The organism is Streptomyces sp. NPDC056600 (assembly GCF_042792855.1).
Taxonomy (GTDB): domain Bacteria; phylum Actinomycetota; class Actinomycetes; order Streptomycetales; family Streptomycetaceae; genus Streptomyces.
Genome location: NZ_JBHTVQ010000018.1, coordinates 65,196 through 80,056, shown reverse-complemented (window position 1 = coordinate 80,056; position 14,861 = coordinate 65,196). Strand labels below are relative to the sequence as shown.

At 72.7% G+C, this 14,861-nt stretch carries 15 protein-coding genes; 6 read left to right on the top strand and 9 right to left on the bottom strand.

Features of this window, described 5'->3' with window-relative positions; translation table 11 throughout:
• Positions 1–139 precede the first annotated feature (139 nt).
• Complete coding sequence (gene soxR / locus ACFRAV_RS12190; RefSeq protein WP_382554178.1) at positions 140–604, bottom strand: redox-sensitive transcriptional activator SoxR; 465 nt, start codon at positions 602–604, stop codon at positions 140–142.
• A gap of 134 nt (positions 605–738) precedes the next feature.
• Here soxR and ACFRAV_RS12185 point away from each other — a divergent pair, with 134 nt between their 5' ends.
• On the top strand, positions 739–1,200 hold the full coding sequence (locus ACFRAV_RS12185; RefSeq protein WP_382554176.1) for a MaoC family dehydratase: 462 nt from the start codon (positions 739–741) through the stop codon (positions 1,198–1,200).
• Between the two features lie 23 nt (positions 1,201–1,223).
• Here the strand turns inward: ACFRAV_RS12185 and ACFRAV_RS12180 are convergent, their stop codons facing one another.
• The 3 genes from ACFRAV_RS12180 to ACFRAV_RS12170 form a co-directional block, all read right to left on the bottom strand.
• The gene (locus ACFRAV_RS12180) at positions 1,224–1,856 is read right to left on the bottom strand and encodes a TetR/AcrR family transcriptional regulator (RefSeq protein WP_382554173.1); all 633 of its coding nucleotides are present in this window, start codon (positions 1,854–1,856) and stop codon (positions 1,224–1,226) included.
• Positions 1,857–2,023: 167 nt separating this feature from the next.
• The gene (locus tag ACFRAV_RS12175; protein WP_382554171.1) at positions 2,024–2,311 is read right to left on the bottom strand and encodes a YiaA/YiaB family inner membrane protein; all 288 of its coding nucleotides are present in this window, start codon (positions 2,309–2,311) and stop codon (positions 2,024–2,026) included.
• 83 nt (positions 2,312–2,394) lie between these two features.
• A complete protein-coding gene (locus ACFRAV_RS12170; protein ID WP_382554168.1) occupies positions 2,395–3,546 on the bottom strand; it encodes an acyl-CoA dehydrogenase family protein in 1,152 nt (383 codons plus the stop codon).
• Between the two features lie 89 nt (positions 3,547–3,635).
• On the opposite strand from ACFRAV_RS12170, the gene ACFRAV_RS12165 reads away from it, so the two are divergent.
• Entirely contained in the window at positions 3,636–4,277 is a 642-nt protein-coding gene (locus ACFRAV_RS12165) for a TetR/AcrR family transcriptional regulator (RefSeq protein WP_382554166.1), read from the top strand.
• 65 nt (positions 4,278–4,342) lie between these two features.
• On the opposite strand, the gene ACFRAV_RS12160 is transcribed toward ACFRAV_RS12165, so the two are convergent.
• The 3 genes from ACFRAV_RS12160 to ACFRAV_RS12150 all read right to left on the bottom strand — a co-directional run bounded on the left by ACFRAV_RS12160 (position 4,343) and on the right by ACFRAV_RS12150 (position 7,513).
• Positions 4,343–5,425, bottom strand: coding sequence for a zinc-binding dehydrogenase (locus ACFRAV_RS12160; RefSeq protein WP_382554163.1), 1,083 nt, complete (start codon positions 5,423–5,425; stop codon positions 4,343–4,345).
• Positions 5,426–5,551: 126 nt separating this feature from the next.
• Positions 5,552–6,940, bottom strand: a complete 1,389-nt coding sequence (locus tag ACFRAV_RS12155; RefSeq protein WP_382554160.1) for an aldehyde dehydrogenase family protein — start codon at positions 6,938–6,940, stop codon at positions 5,552–5,554.
• A gap of 306 nt (positions 6,941–7,246) precedes the next feature.
• The gene (locus ACFRAV_RS12150; RefSeq protein WP_351112646.1) at positions 7,247–7,513 is read right to left on the bottom strand and encodes a hypothetical protein; all 267 of its coding nucleotides are present in this window, start codon (positions 7,511–7,513) and stop codon (positions 7,247–7,249) included.
• A 363-nt stretch (positions 7,514–7,876) separates the two neighbouring features.
• On the opposite strand from ACFRAV_RS12150, the gene ACFRAV_RS12145 reads away from it, so the two are divergent.
• The gene (locus ACFRAV_RS12145) at positions 7,877–9,487 is read left to right on the top strand and encodes a serine/threonine-protein kinase (RefSeq protein WP_382554158.1); all 1,611 of its coding nucleotides are present in this window, start codon (positions 7,877–7,879) and stop codon (positions 9,485–9,487) included.
• Between the two features lie 121 nt (positions 9,488–9,608).
• Here ACFRAV_RS12145 and ACFRAV_RS12140 read toward each other — a convergent pair whose 3' ends face one another.
• Together ACFRAV_RS12140 and ACFRAV_RS12135 are read right to left on the bottom strand one after the other, a co-directional pair.
• The gene (locus tag ACFRAV_RS12140) at positions 9,609–10,400 is read right to left on the bottom strand and encodes an SGNH/GDSL hydrolase family protein (protein WP_382554156.1); all 792 of its coding nucleotides are present in this window, start codon (positions 10,398–10,400) and stop codon (positions 9,609–9,611) included.
• Positions 10,401–10,657: 257 nt separating this feature from the next.
• Positions 10,658–11,461 carry an SGNH/GDSL hydrolase family protein gene (locus ACFRAV_RS12135; protein WP_382554155.1) on the bottom strand — a complete coding sequence of 268 codons (804 nt, stop codon included), beginning with the start codon at positions 11,459–11,461 and terminating at the stop codon, positions 10,658–10,660.
• Positions 11,462–12,063: 602 nt separating this feature from the next.
• Between ACFRAV_RS12135 and ACFRAV_RS12130 the strand changes: the two genes are divergently transcribed.
• From ACFRAV_RS12130 to ACFRAV_RS12120, 3 genes are read left to right on the top strand one after another with little or no spacing between them, the layout of a single operon-like run.
• Positions 12,064–12,888 (top strand): glycosyltransferase family 2 protein, encoded by an 825-nt coding sequence (locus tag ACFRAV_RS12130; protein WP_351112654.1) that lies wholly within the window; start codon positions 12,064–12,066, stop codon positions 12,886–12,888.
• Positions 12,885–13,934: a glycosyltransferase family 2 protein gene (locus tag ACFRAV_RS12125; RefSeq protein ID WP_382554153.1), complete on the top strand. Its 1,050-nt coding sequence runs from the start codon at positions 12,885–12,887 to the stop codon at positions 13,932–13,934. Before ACFRAV_RS12130 ends, ACFRAV_RS12125 begins: the two co-directional genes overlap by 4 nt.
• Positions 13,927–14,733 (top strand): polysaccharide deacetylase family protein, encoded by an 807-nt coding sequence (locus ACFRAV_RS12120; RefSeq protein WP_382554150.1) that lies wholly within the window; start codon positions 13,927–13,929, stop codon positions 14,731–14,733. The genes ACFRAV_RS12125 and ACFRAV_RS12120 overlap by 8 nt, the downstream gene beginning before the upstream one ends.
• Positions 14,734–14,861: the final 128 nt, after the last annotated feature.

Below are 14,861 nucleotides of genomic sequence, written 5' to 3'. Positions count from 1 at the left end.
GTGCTCCTGCGGGGAAGAGGGCCGCGGAAGGCCGCGGACAAAGGCAGTCAGGCGATCATCATCGTGCAGGAACAAACCGGCCCGGTACAGAGGGATCGGGAAATGGGAACCAGGGCTCCGCGCGGGCGTGCGGGCCCGCTCACCCCTTACCCGCCTCAGGGGCCAGCCGGGAGCCGGTCAGTCCGGCGCCGATGGTGTCGTCCGGGTTGGACAGGGCGCAGGTGCGCATCGACAGGCACCCGCAGCCGATGCAGTCGGTCAGATGGTCCCGCAGCCGCTCCAGGCGGCGGATGCGGTCGTCCAGCTCGGCGCGCCACAGCTCGGAGAGACGCGCCCAGTCCTCGGGGGTGGGCGTGCGGCCGTCGGGGAGTTCGGCCAGGGCGTCGCGGATGGCGGTCAGCGGCATCCCCACCCGCTGGGAGGCCCGCACGAAGGCGACGCGGCGCAGGGTGTCGCGGGTGTAGCGGCGCTGGTTCCCGGCGGTGCGGCGGCTGGTGATCAGCCCCTTGGACTCGTAGAAGTGCAGCGCCGAGATGGCCACGCCGCTGCGCGCCGCGAGCTGACCGACGGTGAGTTCCTGGACCTTGGCGGGGATCTGGGGCACGGGCCCGACCCTACCCAGCGCGCGCGGGACGCCGGCGTCCGGCATTGACAGGAGCGCGGACCGGAACCATGCTAAGCAGTCGCTTAGCATCAGCGCTCAGTTCACCGCAGACGCGAGAGGCCAGGGACAGCGACATGGCAGAGCCGAGGATCTTCACCTCCCCCGACGAGCTGAAGGCCGCCGTGGGCGAACAGCTCGGGCACACCGACTGGGTCGAGGTCGACCAGAAGCGGATCGACCTGTTCGCGGAGGCCACCGGTGACCACCAGTGGATCCACGTCGACCCGGCGAAGGCCGCCCGGGGCCCCTTCGGCACCACGATCGCGCACGGCTACCTGACCCTGTCGCTGCTGCCCCTCTTCGGCCCGCAACTGATCGCGGTCGAGGGCGTGAAGATGGGCGTGAACTACGGCACCAACAAGGTCCGCTTCCCCTCCCCCGTCCCGGTGGGCTCCCGGCTGCGCGCCACGGCGACGATCACGAACGTCGAGGACGTGCCCGGCGGCGTGCAGCTCTCGCTGGCCTTCACCGTCGAGCGCGAGGGCGGCGACAAGCCGGTCTGCGTCGCCGAGTCGGTGTCGCGCTACTACCTCTAGCCCCTCGGGCCCGCGCGGGCGGCTCAGCGCTTGGCGCCCACCATGTTGAGCACGAGGTCGGCGTAGAGCGCGCCGACCTCGTCGGGCGTCCAGCGGCCGTCCACCCGGAACCACCGGGCCACGTCGATGCACAGCGACATGATCGCCAGCGTGGCGCCCTGGACGTCCGGCACCTCGAACTCGCCGGCCGCGACGCCCTCCTGGATGATCCGCCGCACCTGCGCGTCCACCTGCTTGCGCAGCGCCACGATCTCGTCGCGCGAGTCCTCGCCGAGCGCCTCGAGCTCGTACTGCACCACCCGCGCGGTCGTGTGCTGGGCGGCGTGCCAGCGCACGAAGGAGCCGACCGCCTCGGCGAGCCGCTCGGCCGCCGAGCCCTCGCCGTCCGCGGCGGTGCGCAGGATGGCGAGGGCCTTCTCGTGACCGATCCGGCTGATCCGGGCGAGCAGCTCTTCCTTTGTCTTGTAGTGGATGTAGAGCGCGGCCGGGCTCATGCCCGCGCGGCCCGCGATGTCACGGGTCGTCGTGGCGTGGTAGCCCCGCTCGGCGAACGCGTCGACCGCGGCCACCAGCAGGCGCCGGGCGGCCTCGGGTGTGACCTCGGCCCAGGGCTGCTGCTCGCCGCCGCCGGACGTCGTCTCCTCCGCCGTACTCATCGCTCGCCTCGCCTCTCTCGCTCCCCGTCCCGATCACCCTGGACGAAGACCCTCCGGACCGCACGCCGTACGTGCGGGGCACCACCATACCGCCGGAGTCTGAGCGGGCGCTTAGACGAGTGGGCTCCGAGGCACGGCCGCGGGGCCGCCGGAGCGCGTGGAGGGCGTCAGAGCTTCTGGAAGGGGTCGTGCTCGGCGAGGAGCTTCTCCAGGCGGGCCTGGTCCACCCGGCTGACGATGGCGCCCGCCTCCTGGCGGTCGCGGATCACCTTGGCCAGCGTGAAGGCCGAGGTGACCAGATAGAGGACGGCCACCGCGAAGAAGCCGCGCACCCAGGCACTGGCCTCCATCTTCACGATGCCGATGCAGGTCGCGCTCAGCGCGACGAGGAACGATGCCACCGCCTGGCCGTAGAAGGCCACGGTGCTCTGCTGCTTGACGGGTGTCTCGGTCATGGGAGAAGCATCGGGCGGACGCGCCCTCCGGCACATCCGCCCGGGTACTCAGTCGCCGGTGGTCCGGCGTACTCACTCGGCGGTCAGAAGGCCGAGACCCCCGTCAGGTCGCGGCCGATCAGCAGCTTCTGGATCTGGCTGGTGCCCTCGTAGAGGGTCATCACCCGGGCGTCGCGCAGCAGTTTGCCGGCCGGGTACTCGTCGATGAAGCCGTACCCGCCGAAGACCTGGAGCGCGTTGTTGGCGCAGCGCACCGCCGCCTCGGAGGCGAACAGCTTGGCCTTGGACGCCTCGACGGTGAACGGCAGGCCGCGGTCGATCAGGTCGGCCACCCGCCACACCAGCAGCCGGGCGGCGTCCACGTCGAGCGCGATGTCGGCGAGCAGTTCCTGCACCAGCTGGTGGTGGGCGATGGTCTTCCCGAACTGCTCGCGCTGGCCCGCGTACTCCAGCGCGCAGTCCAGCGCGGCCTGGGCGATGCCGACGCAGCCGGCGGCGACCGACATCCGGCCCTTGGCCAGGGTGGACATCGCGACGGTGAAGCCCTTGCCCTCCGGGCCGAGCAGTGCGGAGGCGGGCACCCGCACGTCCTCCAGCACCAGTTCGGCGGTGGCCTGGCCGCGCAGGCCGAGCTTGCCGTGGATGGTGTTGCGGGTCAGGCCGGGGGTGGCGGTGGGCACCAGGAAGGCGGACACGCCCTTGTGGCCCGGCGCGTCGGTGGAGCGCGCGAAGACGATCGCCACGTCCGCCCAGGTGCCGTTGGTGATGAACATCTTGGTGCCGTTGATGACGTAGTCGTCGCCGTCGCGCACCGCGCGGGTGGTGAGGTTGCCGGCGTCGGAACCGGTGCCCGGCTCGGTGAGGCCGAAGCAGCCCAGCGCCTCGCCCGCGGTCAGCCGCGGCAGCCACTCGCGCTTCTGCTCCTCGGTGCCCCAGCTCTGGATGGTCTTGGTGACCAGGCCGAGCGAGACCGAGACGATGCCGCGCACCGAGGAGTCGCCGCGGCCCAGTTCCTCGGTGACCAGGCAGTAGGCCAGGTGGTCGCCCCCGGAGCCGCCGTACTCCTCGTCGATGGTCAGGCCCAGGAAGCCGACCTCGCCCAGCTTCTTCACGATCGAGCGGTCCACCTGCTCGGCGCGGTCCCAGGCGACCACGTGCGGGGCGATCTCCCGTGCCACGAAGTCCCGGGCGAGCTTCTGTACCGCCGCCTGCTCCTCGCTGAGCCCCAGATTCACGGTGCGCCACCCCACGGTCGAGTCGGTGTTCTGTCCCGCGTTAAATTAGCACTGCTAGTTTAATCGGTCGAGACTCTACGATGTGCGTCATGCCACGCCCCCGCACCCCGTTGCTGTCCACCGGCCGGATCGTCGAGACGGCCCTGGCCCTGGTCGACGCCGAGGGCCTGGCCGCCCTCTCCACGCGGCGGCTCGCGGCGGAGCTGGGGGTGAGCGGGCCCTCGCTGTACAACCACTTCCGCAGCCGGGACCAGATCCTGGAGGCGGCGGCGGACGCGGTGAGCGCGCAGGTCGACCTGTCGATGTTCGAGAACGGCACGCCGTGGCGGGAGGCGCTGCGGGAGTGGGCGGCCTCCTACCGGGCCGCGCTGCGCCGGCACCCCAACATCGTGCCGGTGCTGGCGCGGGGGCCGGGGCGCCGTCCGGCGGCGCTGCGGCTGGCGGACGCGGTGTACGGGGCGATGGTCGAGGCGGGCTGGCCGCCGGCCCACGCCACCTCGGTCGGCGCGCTGATGCGGTACTTCATCATGGGCTCCGCGCTGGGCTCGTTCGCGGGCGGCTTCGTCGGGGACGAGACGGCCTACGACCCGGCGGACTATCCGCACCTCGGCCAGGCGCACCTGCTGGCCGGGCGGCAGGAGGAGATCGACGAACGCGCCTTCGACACGGGGCTGCGGGCCCTGCTGGACGGGCTGGAGCGGCAGTACGAGGAACTGCGCGACACGCGATGAGCCGCGCGGGCCCGTGGAAGGGCGGACCCGGGCCCCCGTGACGGCGGGCCCGGGGGAGCTGCGGCCTAGAAGACGACCAGGGCGCGGCCGCCCTTGCCCGCGGTCATGTTGTCGAAGGCGGAGGGGATGTCCGCGAGGCCGATGCGGTCGGTGACCAGCATGCCGAGGTCCAGCCGCCCCGCGCGCACGTGCTCCGCGAGCACCGGAAGGTCCCGCGCCGGGTCGGAGTTGCCGTACACGCAGCCGGCCAGCGTGCGGCCCCAGTGGAAGATCTCCAGCGCGTTGAACGAGACCTGCTGGTCCTTGCCCCCGATGCCGACCACCGTCGTACGCCCGCCGCGGCGCGTGGACTCCCAGGCCGTGCGGATGGTGACCGCGCGCCCCACGCACTCCACCGCCACGTCGACGCCCTGCTTGCCGGTGAGGGCGCGGATCTCCCGCGCCGTCTGCTCCGAGGCGACGACGTAGTCCGTCGCGCCGGCCGCCCGCGCCAGTTCCTCCTTGGCCGGGGAGACGTCCACCGCGATCACCTTGGACGCCCCGGCGATGCGCGCCGCCTGGACCGTGGCGAGACCGACGCCGCCCACGCCGTAGACGGCGACCGTCTCGCCCTCCCGCACCCGCGCCGCGTGGTGCACGGCGCCGTAGCCGGTGAGGACGGCGCAGCCCAGCAGCGCCGCGTCGGTCAGCGGGATGCCCTCCGGCAGCGGCAGCACCGTGTTGGCGGCGACCACCGCCTCCTCGGCGAAGGCGGCCACGTTCAGCCCCGGGTACAGCTCCAGGCCGTCCGTGGCCCGGCGGGCGTAGGGGGCGGAGGCGCCGTCCAGCGAGCGGGCGCACAGCCAGACCTCGCCCAGGGCGCAGGACGGGCAGCTGCCGCAGGACGGCGACCAGTTGAGCACCACCTGGTCGCCCACCGCCACGTGGGTGACGCCCTCCCCCACCTCCGTCACCGTTCCCGCGCCCTCGTGCCCGAGGACGGCGGGCAGCGGCACCCGCATGGTGCCGTTGGCGATGGAGAGGTCGGAGTGGCACACCCCGGCCGCGGCGAGCCGGATCCGGACCCGGCCGGGGCCGGTCTCCGGCAGTTCGATCTCGGTGACTTCCAGCGGGGCGCCGATCGCGGGCGCCACGGCGGCGAGAACCATGGGATGAACGCTCCTAGACGTGAGGGACTCGGACGTGCGGGACGGGGACGCGGGACCGCGGGACCCCCAGGCGGGGGAGGCGGAGCCACGGGACCCGGAACGGGAGGGCGTCGGAACCGGAGGGCGTCAGAACTGGAGGGACTTGGTCTGGAGGAATTCCGCGAGCCCGTGCGCGCCGAGCTCCCGGCCCACGCCGGAGTGCTTGTAGCCGCCGAAGGGGGCGAGCGGGTTGAAGCGCCCGCCGTTGATGTCGACCTGACCGGTGTCCAGGCGGCGCGCGAAGGCGGCGGCCTCGGCCTCGTCGGCGGCCCAGACCGCTCCGGCCAGCCCGTAGACGGTGCCGTTGGCGATGCGCACGGCGTCGTCCTCGTCCCGGTACTTCAGGACGGACAGCACCGGGCCGAAGATCTCCTCCTGGGCGATCGTCATCTCGCAGGTGACGTCGGCGAAGACGGTGGGGGCGACGCGGAAGCCCTTGTCCGCGGGCGCCTCGGGGCCGCCGGCCACCAGGCGGGCGCCTTCGGCGACGCCCTTCTCGATGTAGCCGCGCACCCGCGCCTGCTGCTTGGCGTTGACCAGCGGCCCGATGCGGTCGCCGTACTTGGCGGCGGCCTGGGCGGCGAGCTCCACGGCCTCCTCGTAGCGGTCCTCGTGGACCAGCATGCGGGTCCAGGCGCTGCAGGTCTGGCCGGAGTTGGCCATCACGTTGGCGACGCCGACGGCCACCGCCCTGCCGAGGTCGGCGCTCGGCAGGATCACGTTGGCGGACTTGCCGCCGAGCTCGAGGGCGACCTTCTTCAGCCCGGCCCCGGCGGTCGCGGCGATGGAGCGGCCGACGGCGGTGGAGCCGGTGAAGGACACCATGTCGACGGCGTCGTGCTCGGCGAGCGCCTGTCCGGCGACCGGGCCGAGGCCGGTGACCAGGTTGAAGACGCCGGCCGGCACCCCGGCCTCGTGAACCGCCTCGGCGAACAGCTGGGCGGTCAGCGGGGTGTCCTCGGCCGGCTTGAGGACGACCGTGCAGCCGGCGGCCAGCGCGGGGGCGACCTTCGCGACGACCTGGTGCAGCGGGTAGTTCCAGGGGGTGATCGCGGCGACCACGCCGATCGGCTCCTGGTACACGGTGGAGTTGCCGACCTTCTCCTCGAACGGGAAGGACGCGGCCAGCTCGGCGTAGGAGCCGCAGACCGCGATCGGCGAGGCCGCGTGCACCTTCTGCGAGAACGGCAGCGGGGAGCCCAGTTCGGCGGTGACCGTCTCGGCGATCTCGTCCTTGCGGGCCGCCAGCACGTCCCGCAGGGCGGCCAGCCGGGCGGCGCGCTCGGCGGGCGGGGTGGCCGCCCAGCCCGGCAGCGCGGCGCGGGCGGCCCGTACCGCGGCGTCCACGTCCTCGGCCGATCCGGCGGGCACCTGGGCGATGACCTGCTCGTCGGCGGGGTTCAGGACGGCGATGGTGTCCGGCCCGACGGCCGCCCGCCACGCTCCGTCGATGTACATGCCGTCGTGTGCGTTCATCAGTGCGTCCTCCGGGCGGGATGGGGTTCCCCGGACCGACGGCGGTTCCCCCGCCCGGTCGAGGCCGGGAGCGGGAGGGAGGAGCCGGGAGCCGGGGGCGTCGTCCGCCGCTCAAGTTAGCGAGCGCTTGCTTTGACGGCCAGAGCGGGCGGGGCCGGTCTGGGAGGAGAGACAAGGTTCACACGGCGATCGGCGGCGTCCGCACAGCGTCCGGACACAGCACGAGGCCGGCCCTCCGCTGCGAGCCGTGGGGACGGCGGGAGTGTCTGCGCGCAGCGGAGAACCGGCGGTGTGGAGCGGTGGCGGTCAGCGACCCCCGAAGAGCGAGCGGGTGAGCCGGCGCAGCGGCGCGAAGAGCGACACGCGCTGGACGCGGTGCACCCTGCTCCGCTCACGCGGCACGTCACGTGCCGTGAGCTCACGCATCAGCGTGGTGGCCTCCAACGTCTCGCGCTGCGGTACGGCAGGACCCGACAGCACTGAGAGATGGCGGTCGAGGCGCGAACTGGTCGCGCTGCTTCCGCAGGTGATCGCAGGGACGCGCGCCCTGCTACGCATCGTTATCTGATCCATGACACTCCCCACCCGTACGAGTCCACCCGGCCCGGGCAGGGCAACCTTATCGTCCTTGGTGGGGGATGGCGCATCTCGATCACAGAATTCACCTTTTCCGCAAGACGGTTGACAACTCCTCACCCGATGCATGAAGTTTCAGGGCGAGTTGGACAACCGGCACAGCAGCCGTCCGGTCCTCGGCACCAGGATCGCAGGTCACCGCGGGTGACGCCCGTCGCGCATCGCCGACGCCGTCGGCGGGCAGAACACCGGGGAGGTTACGCCCCGGCAGACCCCGTACCCCGGGAAAACGTTCCGAAAAGCGTTCCCGTGGTGAACCGGCGCACCGGCCCTCACCGGTCCCGGAGAAAGAGGTGACCCTTGACCGAGGAACCGGACGCGGACCGCCTCGTCTCCGGCCGCTACCGCCTGTTGTCCACCCTCGGCAGCGGCGGCATGGGCACGGTGTGGCGGGCCCAGGACGAGGTCCTGCGCCGCGAGGTCGCCGTCAAGGAGGTCCGCGCCCCGGCCGGACTGCCGGACGACGAGGTGAACCGTCTGTACGCCCGCCTGGAGCGCGAGGCCTGGGCCGCGGCCCGCGTCTCGCACCGGTCGGTGGTCACCGTGTACGACGTGGTCACCGACGGCGGTCGCCCCTGGATCGTGATGGAGCTGGTCCGCGGCCTGTCCCTGTCCGACGTGCTGGAGGCCGAGGGCGCCCTGACGCCGGCCCGGGCGGCGGCGATCGGGGCGGACGTGCTGGCCGCGCTGCGCGCCGCGCACGAGGTGGGGGTGCTCCACCGGGACGTGAAACCGGCCAATGTGCTCATCGGGAACGACGGCCGGGTGGTCCTCACCGACTTCGGCATCGCCACGCTGGCCGGCGACACGGCGCTGACCCGGACGGGCGAGGTGATCGGCTCGCCCGAGTATCTCGCCCCGGAGCGTGCCCTCGGGCGTCCTTCGGGTCCCGAGGCCGACCTGTGGTCGCTGGGCGTGCTGCTCTACGCGGCGGTGGAGGGCAGCTCCCCCTTCCGTCAGGACACCCCGCTGACCACGCTGCGCGCGGTGGTCGACGAGCCGCCGGCCCCGCCGCGCTGGGCGGGGCCGCTCGCCGTGGTGATCGACGGGCTGCTGCGCAAGGACCCGGCGGAGCGGACCTCGGCGGCGGAGGCCGAGCGGCAGCTGCGCCTGGTGGCCGCCGGCGGGACCCCCGAGCCGTCGGCCGCCGCGGGCGTCGCCACCGGCCCGACCGCTCCCCTGCCGCCCGGCGGCGGCCCGGGGTACGGGACGTCCGCGCAACGGGCGGCCGTCCCGCCTCCTCCTCCCCCGCGGCGCTTCGACGACGAACGGCGTCCGGACGACCGGGACGGGGGCGACCGGGCGAGGACCGCGCTGGTGATCGGCATCCTGGTCCTGGCCCTGCTGGTGGCCGGGCTGGCCTGGCGGCTGGCGAACCCGGACGACAAGGACGAGGGCAAGGACTCCACCGCCACCTCCGACACCGGTACCCCCGACGACGAGCCCACCCGGGAGCGGAGCAGGACGCCGAGCCCGTCCGCCACCGCGACCTCCGCGAGCCCCAGTCCGTCGAAGTCGCCGGAGCCGGCCCAGACGGTGGAGGTCTCCGTCACCGGCTCGCACACCGACCGCACCGGCCCCTGCCCGGCTCCGGAGGCCGAACGGCCCTCCCTCACCGCCTCGTTCACCCTGGGACGCCCGCCCGCCGAGGTCCGCTACCGCTGGGTGACCGACCTGGCCGACGGTGTGGTCGACGAGAGCTGGCGGACGCTCTCCTTCGCCAAGGGCACGACGACCCACGAGGTGTCCGTCCCCCTGTCGCTGGACGGGGTGGAAGGCGCCGTGGAGGGCTCCGTCCACGTCGAGGTCGACAGGCCGGTGGAGGCCGCGTCCGAGCCCGTGTCCGTCGCCCTCGTGTGCGAGGCGCCGGAGGAGCCGGAGCCCGACCCGTCCGCCGAGGACGAGGACTGAGCGGCACCCGCGTCCGAGGAGCCCTCGGAGCGGGAGCCCTCGGCCCCGACAGCACGACGTCCCCCGCTGCCTGGTCAGGGCACGGGGGACGCGGCGTTCCGGCCCGAGGACCGGGCGAGGGTCAGTCGTTGGCGTTCAGCACCGGCAGGTAGCCGCCCGACTGGCCGGCGGCCTTCGGGTGGTAGGACTCGCCGATGGAGATGTTCACGCTGTGCAGCCAGGAGTTGCCGGAGCAGATCTCGTGCCCGGTGAACGGGGGCCGGACGTCGCCGAAGCGGAACCCGTAGGCCGCCGCACGCTGCGAGGTGACCGAGTTCAGCAGGTCGGCCGCCGCGTTGATCGCGCTGCGCTTGGTGTCGGAGAGACCGGCGCAGACCGCCTCCACGTCGTAGAACTTGGGGTAGCCGATCACCACGACACGGGCGTTGGGCGCGCGGTTCTTGATGTCGGTGTACAGGGCGTTGAGGTTCCCCGGCAGCGTGGAGCTGATGTAGCTGCGCGCGGTGTTGATCCGGTTGAGGCACGTCGTGTCGGTGCTGAGGACGCAGGTCTGCATGACGTCCGCGAAGCCCGCGTCGTTGCCGCCCGCGGTCACCGAGACCAGCTGGGTGTTGGCGTTGAGCGGAGCCATCTGGGTGCTGCGGACCGAGCCCGTGGTCGCCCCCGAGCAGGCCATGAAGGAGAAGGAGGACGGCGCGTTCGCGTTGGCCCACAGCTGCGGGTAGGCGAGCGAACTGCGCTTGCAGTCCCCGCTGGAGGAGATGTAGCTGCCGGCGCCGACTCCCGAGGAGTAGGAGTCGCCGAGCGCGACGTAGGAGCTCGCGGCGGCCTGCGCCTGGGTCGCGCCGGTGAAGGCGAGGGTCAGCGCGAGCAGGAACGAGCTCACGAGGGACGACGTACGGACACGTCTCATGGTGGGGGCCTCCATGGTCGGCGGGTTTGACGGAGGAACTGTGACAGCTACGCGCGTTGACTGGAAGTGCTCATGCCAAAAAATCCATGCAGCGGAGCCGCTTTTTTTTCGCGCCTCGGAGCGACGGGTCCCGGCCACGGTGAGCAATTCGAGCCAATCTCCCGCGAAGCGACGGGACGCGCCCGCGGCAGGACGAGAAGGACACGCCCCCCGCACCCTCGTCGGGTGCGGGGGGCGCCGCGCGCGGGGAGGGCGGGTCAGTCGTTGGCGTTCAGAGCAGGGAGGTAGCCGCCCGACTGGCCGGCGGCCTTGGGGTGGTAGGACTCGCCGATGTTGGTCCAGTTCACGCTGTGCAGCCAGGCGCTGCCGGAGCAGAGCTCGTGTCCGGCGAAGGTGGGGCGCACGTCGCCGAACGCGAAGCCGTAGGCCGCCGCACGCTGCGACATGACCGAGTTCAGCAGGTCCGACGCGGCGTTGATCGCGGTCCGCTTGGTGTCGGAGAGCCCGACGCAGATGGCCTGCACGTTGTAGAACTTCGGGTAGCCCAGCACGACGACACGGGCGTTGGGCGCGCGGTTCCTGATGTCCGTGTACAGGGCGTTGAGGTTCCCCGGCAGCGTCGAGGAGATGTACGACCGGGCCGTGTTGATCCGGTTGAGGCACGTCGTGTCGCTGCTGATCACACAGGTCGTCATGACGTCCGCGAAGCCGGCGTCGTTCCCGCCCGCCGTCACCGAGACCAGCGCGGTGGAGGCGTTGAGCGGCCCCATCTGGCCGCTGCGGATCGAGCTGGTGGTGGCGCCGCCGCAGGCCACGAAGGCGAACGACGAGGGCGAGTTGGCGTTGGCCCACAACTGCGGGTACGCGTTCGTGCTGCGCTTGCAGCTGCCGCTCTCGGCGGTGTAGCTGCCGGCCCCGACGCCGGAGGAGTACGAGTCGCCGAGGGCGACGTACGCGCCGGCCGCCTGGGCGGAGGCCTGTGCCGCGGCCGCCCCGGTGAAGGCGAGCCCTACGGACAGAAGGAACGAGCTCACGACGGCGGACGTACGGAAACGTCTCATGGTGGAGCCTCCCTGTTCTGCAGTTGTTTCTGCACCAACTGTGGTACCAGCTACACGCGTTGACAGGAAGTGTTCATGTCAACAAATCAATGGAGCGGGACGCTTCCCGGTCATGATGGCCTACGCAATACCTGATGAACCAGCAATTAACGCGTGTCACACGCGAATTCGGCATCTTGACGGCATACCGCCATTGCGTCAGATTGACCCCGACCGCCATCTCTTGGGTCGGTAAGCGGATGGAACGCCTCAACCCGGCAAAACGTCCGATCACCTTTCAGGTATTGCGATTACCGACCAATTGCCAATATCGTCATACATCTCTTACGCACCGGTCCGTCGTCCTGCGGTTCAGGGGAGGGCTCGGAACCAGGACGGACCGGGGCGGACGCGCGGTAGGGGGGTGCTCGATGACGCGACCGGTCGTCGGGTCGTGCCGCGCGCCCGGGTTCCGGCCCACGGACCCCGGACAGTTCCACCGGCTCACCCGGCGCGCGCGGAGATCCCTTCCTGCGTGCCGTGGGTGAGAACCCCCCTTTCGCACCGGACTCACAGCGGCCGCCCGGGGGTGGGCGGTCCGCCGGACGAGAGGGACCACAGACATGAGCGCAGTGCTGCCCCCGGTCACGCCGGGGCCCGACCTCTGCCCGGCCGCCGAGCGGTACCGGCCCATCACCACCCACCTGGCCATCGCTCCACCGGTCAGCGTGGTGATCCCCGCCATGAACGAGGCGGAGAACCTTCCGTACGTCTTCAAGACCCTGCCGGACTGGATCCACGAGGTGGTCCTGGTCGACGGCGACTCCACCGACGACACCGTGGCGGTGGCCCGCGAACTGCGGCCGGACGTCAAGGTGGTGCGGCAGACCGGCAAGGGCAAGGGGGACGCACTGATCGCCGGCTTCGCGGCCTGCACCGGCGACATCGTCGTCATGGTCGACGCCGACGGTTCGGCCGACGGCAACGAGATCGTCAGCTACGTCTCGGCCCTGGTCTCCGGGGCCGACTTCGCCAAAGGATCGCGGTTCGCCAACGGCGGCGGCACCGACGACATGACCTTCGTCCGCAAGCTGGGCAACCGCCTGCTGTGCGCCGCCGTCAACCGGAAGTTCGGCGCCCGCTACACCGACCTCTGCTACGGCTACAACGCCTTCTGGCGTCACTGCCTGGACAGGATCGACCTGGACTGCACCGGGTTCGAGGTGGAGACGCTGATGAACATCCGCGTCGTCACGGCCGGGCTCAAGGTGCAGGAGATCCCCAGTCACGAGTACCTGCGCATCCACGGCGTCAGCAACCTGCGGGCGGTCCGCGACGGCCTGCGGGTGCTGCGGGTGATCCTCGCCGAGCGCTCCAACCGTCGGGCGCTGCGCGGCCGTCCGCGCAGGTCGCCGTGGACGGCCGTGACCTCCGGCGAGGTGTCGTGACGGGGCCCGCCGCGCACGACCGGAGCGGACTGCCGGCCGGCCCGGCGGTACCGGAGATCTCGGTGGTGGTCTGCGTCTACACCGAGGACCGCTGGACGGACATCCTCGCGGCGGTGGCCTCGGTGCGGGCGCAGTCCCGGCCCGCGCTGGAGACCCTGCTGGTCGTGGACCACAACCCGGTACTGCGGGAGCGGCTGGAGCGGGAGTACGGAGGCGCGCCCTCGGTGCGGGTGCTCGCCAACGCCGGCCCGCGCGGCCTGTCGGCCGGGCGCAACACCGGGATCGCCCACGCCCGGGGCGAGGTCGTCGCCTTCCTCGACGACGACGCGGTGGCCGAGCGGGAGTGGCTGCGGCACTTCGCGGAGGCGTACGACGATCCGCGGGTGATGGCGGTGGGCGGGCGCACCGAGCCCGTCTGGGCGTCCGGCCGCCGGCCCGCCTGGTTCCCCGAGGAGTTCGACTGGGTGGTGGGCTGCACCTACCGCGGCCTGCCGCCCGGGCGGGTGCGGGTGCGCAACGTGCTGGGCGGCAACGCCTCGTTCCGGCGCACCGCCTTCGAGGCCGCGGGCGGCTTCGCCACCGGCATCGGACGGGACGGCGACCGGCGGCCGCTGGGCTGCGAGGAGACCGAGCTGTGCATCCGCCTCGGCCGGGCGCTGCCGGGGGCGGTGCTGATGGTCGACGACCGCGCCGTGATCCACCACCGGGTGCCCGCGGCCAGGGAGCGGTTCGGGTACTTCCGCACCCGGACCTACGCCGAGGGGCTGTCCAAGGCGCTGGTCGCCCGGAGCGTGGGGGCGGACAAGGGGCTGGAGTCGGAGCGCCGGTACGTCGCCCGGGTGCTGCCCGCGGGGGTGCTCCGCGGCCTCGGGGACGCGGTGCGCGGCCGGTCCGGCGGGGCGGGGCGGGCCGGCGCGATCGTGGCCGGCGTCCTGGTCACCGCGGCCGGCTACCTGGTCGGCACGGCGCGGACCCGGCGGGACGGCGGGAACGTGGTGGTCCCTCCCTCCCCCACGGCGGCGGGGAGGGCGCCCGGCCATGCCTGAGCACGAGGTGCGCGCGGACCTCGCCGTCCCGGTGCTGATGTACCACGCGGTCGCCCAGGACCCGGTCCCGGCGACGCGAGGGCTGTCGGTCACCCCGGCGGCGTTCGCGGGTCAGCTGGAGGTGATCGCGGCGGAGGGTTTCACCCCGGTGGACACCGCCGCCCTGGCCGCGGCCTGGCGCCGGGGGGCACCGCTCCCGCGGCGGCCGGTGCTGATCACCTTCGACGACGGCTACGAGGGCGTGCACCGTCACGCGCTGCCGGAGCTGGCCCGGCACGGCTTCCCGGCCACCGTCTTCGTCACCACCGGCTGGCTGCGCGGGGCGTACGACACCGGGGGCGCCCCCGACGCCATGCTGGACTGGGAGCAGGTCCGCGAACTCGCCGCCCACGGGGTGGAGATCGGGGGGCACAGCCACACCCATCCCCCGCTCGACCTGGTCGGCGAGGGGGCGCTGCGCCGTGAGCTGGGGCTGTGCCGGCAGATCGTCGCGGCCGAACTGGGCGTCCCGCCCGCCTCGTTCGCCCACCCCTTCGGGCACTCCACCCGCCGGGTCCGGCAGGCGGTGCGGGACGCCGGCTTCGCCCAGGCCCTCGCCGTCGGCAACGGCCTGGCCCGGCGCCGGCAGGGCCCCTACGCCCTGCGCCGGGTGACGGTGCGGCGGCGGACCGGGGCCGAGGAGTTCCTCCGGCTGCTGCACGGGCGCGAGCTGGCCCGGAACTTCGCCGTGGACCGCTGTCTCACCCGGGGGTACGCGGCGGTGCGCGCGGCACGGCGGCTCGTGCCGCGCGCGGGCTGACGGGGAGGTGCGCGGGGCGCCCGGTGTGCGTCCCGCGCACCACCCCGCGGGGGGGGAGCAGTTGCGGATCGGGCCCGCGAAAAACGAAATGGCCTGCGCGCAGACCCGCTACCACCGATCATGATCCC